This window comes from Kitasatospora sp. NRRL B-11411 (genome assembly GCF_000721345.1).
GTDB lineage: Bacteria > Actinomycetota > Actinomycetes > Streptomycetales > Streptomycetaceae > Kitasatospora > Kitasatospora cineracea.
The window spans coordinates 1-4809 of sequence record NZ_JOGH01000226.1; the positions used below are offsets into that span (position 1 = coordinate 1).

Below are 4809 nucleotides of genomic sequence, written 5' to 3' on the forward strand. Positions count from 1 at the left end.
GAGCACCCCTCCGACCCCCCAGGACCACCTCGAACCGCTGTGGCGCCCCGACCCGGCCCGCGCCGCCGCCAGCCGCCTGGTCGACTTCCAGCGCTGGGCCGCCGCCCACCACGGAGCCCCCGCCGCCCCGCTCGCCCCGGTCACCACCGACGCCGAGGCCGCCACCCGCTACGCCGACCTCCACCGCTGGTCCACCGAGGACCTCACCCGCTTCTGGACGGCCGTCACCGAGTACTTCGACGTCCGCTTCCACACCCCGCCCACCGCCGTCCTCGCCGAACCCGCCACCATGCCCGGCGCGAAGTGGTTCCCCGGCGCCACCCTCAACTACGCCGAGCACGCCCTGCGCGCCGCCGAGGACCCGGCCAACGCCGACCGCCCCGCCATCCTCCACCTGGACGAGCGCACCACCGAGCCGGTCGCCACCACCTGGCCCGAACTCCGCCGCCAGGTCGGCTCCCTCGCCGCGGCGCTGCGCGCGAACGGCGTCCGCCCCGGCGACCGGGTCAGCGCCTACCTGCCCAACATCCCGCAGGCCGCCGTCGCCCTCCTCGCCACCGCCGCCGTCGGCGCCACCTGGACCAGCTGCGCCCCCGACTTCGGCGCCCGCAGCGTCCTCGACCGCCTCCAGCAGATCGAACCCACCGTCCTGTTCGCCGTCGACGGCTACCACTACGGCGGCAAGGACCACGACCGCACCGAGGTGGTCGCCGAACTCCGCCGCGAACTCCCCACCCTCACCACCGTCATCCACGTCCCGCTCCTCGACACCCCCGCCCCCGAAGGCACCCTCTCCTACGACGACCTCGTCTCCTCCGACACCACTCCCGTCTTCGAACCCGTCCCCTTCGACCACCCCCTCTGGGTCCTCTACTCCTCCGGCACCACCGGCCTCCCCAAGGCCATCGTGCAGAGCCAGGGCGGCATCCTGGTCGAACACCTCAAGCAGGCCGCCCTCCACCTCGACCTCGGCCCCGACGACCGGTTCCTCTGGTACACGTCCACCGGCTGGATGATGTGGAACTTCCTGCTGGCCGGCCTGCTCACCGGCACCACGATCGTCACCTACGACGGCAGCCCCGGACACCCCGACACCGGCGCCCTCTGGTCCGTCGCCGCCCGCACCCGCGCCACCGTCCTCGGCACCTCCGCCGCCTACGTCATCGCCAGCCGCAAGGCCGACCTGCACCCCGGCCGCGACCTCGACCTCTCCGCCGTCCGCTGCCTGGGCACCACCGGCTCCCCGCTCCCGCCCGACGGCTTCCAGTGGATCTACGACGAGGTCAAGTCCGACCTCTGGCTCGCCTCGGTCAGCGGCGGCACCGACGTCTGCTCCTGCTTCGTCGGCGGCGTCCCCACCCTCCCCGTCCACCTCGGCGAGATCCAGGCCCCCTGCCTCGGCGCCGCCGTCGAGTCCTGGGACACCGACGGCCACCCGCACACCGACACCGTCGGCGAACTCGTCGTCACCAAGCCCCTCCCGTCGATGCCCACCGGCTTCTGGAACGACCCGGACGGCCACCGCTACCACGACAGCTACTTCGACACCTACCCCGGCACCTGGCGCCACGGCGACTGGATCACCGCCACCAGCCGCGGCACCGTCGTCATCCACGGCCGCTCCGACTCCACCCTCAACCGCCAAGGCGTCCGGATGGGCTCCGCCGACATCTACGAGGTGGTCGAACGCCTCCCCGAGATCGCCGAGTCCCTGGTCATCGGCCTCGAAGAACCCGACGGCGGCTACTGGATGCCGCTGTTCGTCGTCCTCGCCCCCGGCGCCGCACTCGACGACGCCCTCACCGCCCGGATCCGCACCTCGCTGCGCACCGAACTCTCCCCGCGCCACGTCCCCGACGAGGTGATCACCGTCGCCGGCCTCCCGCACACCCTCACCGGCAAGCGCCTCGAAGTCCCCGTCAAACGCCTGCTCGGCGGCACCCCCCTCACCCAGGCCGTCAACCCCGGCTCCGTCGACAACCTCGACCACCTGCGCTTCTTCGAACAGCTCGCCACCACCCGTAAGCAGTCCTGACCGCACAAGGCCCCGAGGGGCCCCGCTGCCACCCCCCACGGCAGCAGCGGGACCCCTCGGGAGACCACACCCCTCCTCCTACTGCCCGGACAGCACCTGCTCCGCCGCCGCCCGCGCCTCCTCGGCCGTGTCCGCCGCCCGCGCCTCCTCCGCCGCCCGCTGGCACTGCGCCAACGACGCCCGCGCCAACGCCGCCCGCACGTACGGGATCGACGCCGCCCCCATCGACAGACTGGTCACCCCCAGCCCCGTCAACACGCACGCCAGCAGCGGATCCGCCGCCGCCTCCCCGCACACCCCGCAGCTCTTCCCGGCCGCCTTCGCCGCGTCCGCCGCCGCCGCGATCAGGTCCAGCAGCGCCGGCTGCCACGGATCCTGCAACCGCGCCAACGACCCCACCTGCCGGTCCGCCGCGAACGCGTACTGCGCCAGGTCGTTCGTCCCCAGCGACAGGAACTCCACCTCCCGCAGCACCGCCGCCGCCCGCAGCGCGGCCGACGGAATCTCCACCATCGCCCCGTACTTGGCGTCCAGCCCCACCTCCCGGCAGGCCGCCGCGAACGCCCGCGCGTCCACCCCGTCCGCCACCATCGGCGCCATCACCTCCAGGCGCACCGTCAACCCCTCCGCCGCCCGCGCCAACGCCCGCAACTGCGACCGCAGCACCTCCGGGTGCTCCAACAGCGTCCGCAACCCGCGCACCCCCAGCGCCGGATTCGGCTCGTCCCCGGGCGTCAGGAACTCCAACGGCTTGTCCGCCCCCGCATCCAGCACCCGCACCACCACCCGACCCCCCGGAAACGCCTCCAGCACCTTCCGGTACGCCTCGACCTGCTTGTCCTCACCCGGCGCCTTCGCCGAGTCGTCCAGGAACAGGAACTCGGTCCGGAACAGCCCGACCCCCTCCGCCCCGTTCTCCAACGCCGCCGGCACGTCCGCCGGCCCGCCCACGTTCGCCAGCAACGGCACCATGAACCCGTCCGACGTCCGCCCCGGCCCGCTCGAAGCCGCCAGCGCCGCCTTCCGCTCCGCCGCCTGCCGCCGCAACTCCTCCTGCCGCTCCGCCGAAGGCTCCACCAGCACCTCGCCCGAACCCCCGTCGACCGCCACCACCACCCCCTCCGCCAACCCCGTCGCCCCCGCCAGCGCCACCACCGCCGGCACCCCCATCGCCCGCGCCAGGATCGCGCTGTGCGACGTCGGCCCGCCCTCCTCCGTCACGAACCCCAGCACCAGCGACGGATCCAGCAACGCCGTGTCCGCCGGCGCCAGGTCCCGTGCCAGCAGCACGTACGGCTCGTCACTGTCCGGCACCCCCGGCATCGGCACCCCCAACAGCCGCGCCACGATCCGGTTCCGCACGTCGTCCAGGTCCGCCACCCGCCCGGCCAGGTACTCACCCGCCGCCGCCAGAAGCTCCCGGTACGCCGCGAACGCGTCGTACACCCCGCGCTCCGCACTGCTCCCCGACTCGATCCGCCGGTTCACGTCCGCCAGCAGCTCCGGGTCCTGCGCCATCAACGCCTGCGCCTCCAGCACCGCCTGCGCCTCACCCCCCGCCAGGTTCCCGCGCGCCACCAGGTCCGCGGCCACCGCATCCACCGCCGCCTGCGCCCGGGCCTGCTCCCGCGGCACCTGCTCCGCCGACACCTGGGTCACCGGCGGCTCCAGCACCGCCGTCCCCATGTGCCGCACCTGCCCGATGGCGACCCCGTGACTGACCCCCACGCCCCGCAGCGTCCGCTCCATGGTTCCGAAACCCCTTCGCCGTCAGTCGCCGTAAGTTCCGTCAGTTCCAGATGAACAGCTCGCCGCCGGCCGTGACCTCACCGGACTCCGCCACCCCACTCAACTGCTCCGCCGACGCCTCCAGCGCCACGATCGGCGAGATCGGCGACTTCCCCGCCGCCTCCACCGCCGCCGGATTCCACTTGATCACCGGCTGCCCCCGCTGCACCCGGTCCCCCTTGTGCACCAGCAGCTCGAACCCCTCCCCATTGAGCTGCACCGTGTCGATCCCCAAGTGCGTCAGCACCCCGTGCCCGTTCTCGTCCATCACCACGAACGCGTGCGGATGCATCGACACCACCTGCCCGTCCACCGGAGCCACCGCCTCGATCGGCTCCCGCAACGGATCGATGGCCGTCCCCGGCCCCACCATGGCTCCCGCGAACACCGGGTCGGGAACGTTGGCGAGGCCGACAGCGCGACCGGCAAGCGGCGACGTAACAGTGGTCATGGTGGAGCCTCCCAGGTACGGAGTACATCGCGTGCGGCCGCGGGGCAGCGGCCCATTGATCGACTGAACCCAAATTACGTCAACTTCGGACATCTCATGCCATAACGCCCACCAGCCGCCCGAGTGAAGATCCCCTCCCACCCCAACCGAGCCGCACACGAACCGACCGCCCCGCACCATCCCCGCCAACCCCACCGCCCGCAAGTGGTCTAGTCCTCTTGGCCGACCTGCCGCACTCTACGGCATCCGAGTGACCCCCCACCCGCCCCGCCCGCCCACTCTCCGCGAGCCCAACCGGGTGACTCCGCCCCGCCTCGATTAGGCACTCGGCCGCCGACCCGCTATGGTTGCTCAGGTCGCCGCGCAACGGCGGTAAACAGAGCAAGTCAGGCAAGTAAAGCTCCGGTCAACGCCGAGTAAACAGTCTGGTAAGCTCGAAACACGAAAGAACGAAGCGCCCGGAGGGTCCGCAGGAATGCGGTCCGAAGGAAGTGTCCGTTCCTTGAGAACTCAACAGCGTGCCAAAAGTCAACGC

3 protein-coding genes are annotated in these 4809 nt (G+C 72.4%); 1 reads left to right on the forward strand and 2 read right to left on the reverse strand.

Annotated features, from left to right (window positions below; genetic code table 11):
* Window positions 1–37: 37 nt before the first annotated feature.
* Window positions 38–2035: an acetoacetate--CoA ligase gene (locus IH44_RS0139090; protein WP_030464620.1), complete on the forward strand. Its 1998-nt coding sequence runs from the start codon at window positions 38–40 to the stop codon at window positions 2033–2035.
* 78 nt (window positions 2036–2113) lie between these two features.
* Here IH44_RS0139090 and ptsP read toward each other — a convergent pair whose 3' ends face one another.
* Complete coding sequence (gene ptsP / locus IH44_RS0139095) at window positions 2114–3784, reverse strand: phosphoenolpyruvate--protein phosphotransferase (protein ID WP_030464621.1); 1671 nt, start codon at window positions 3782–3784, stop codon at window positions 2114–2116.
* 40 nt (window positions 3785–3824) lie between these two features.
* Window positions 3825–4274, reverse strand: a complete 450-nt coding sequence (locus IH44_RS0139100) for a PTS glucose transporter subunit IIA (protein ID WP_030464622.1) — start codon at window positions 4272–4274, stop codon at window positions 3825–3827.
* Window positions 4275–4809: the final 535 nt, after the last annotated feature.

Coding starts and splice junctions, on each gene's coding strand:
- ptsP (WP_030464621.1), bottom strand. CDS start 3,784: ATGGAGCGGACGCTGCGGGGCGTGGGGGTCAGTCACGGGGTCGCCATC.
- IH44_RS0139100 (WP_030464622.1), bottom strand. CDS start 4,274: ATGACCACTGTTACGTCGCCGCTTGCCGGTCGCGCTGTCGGCCTCGCC.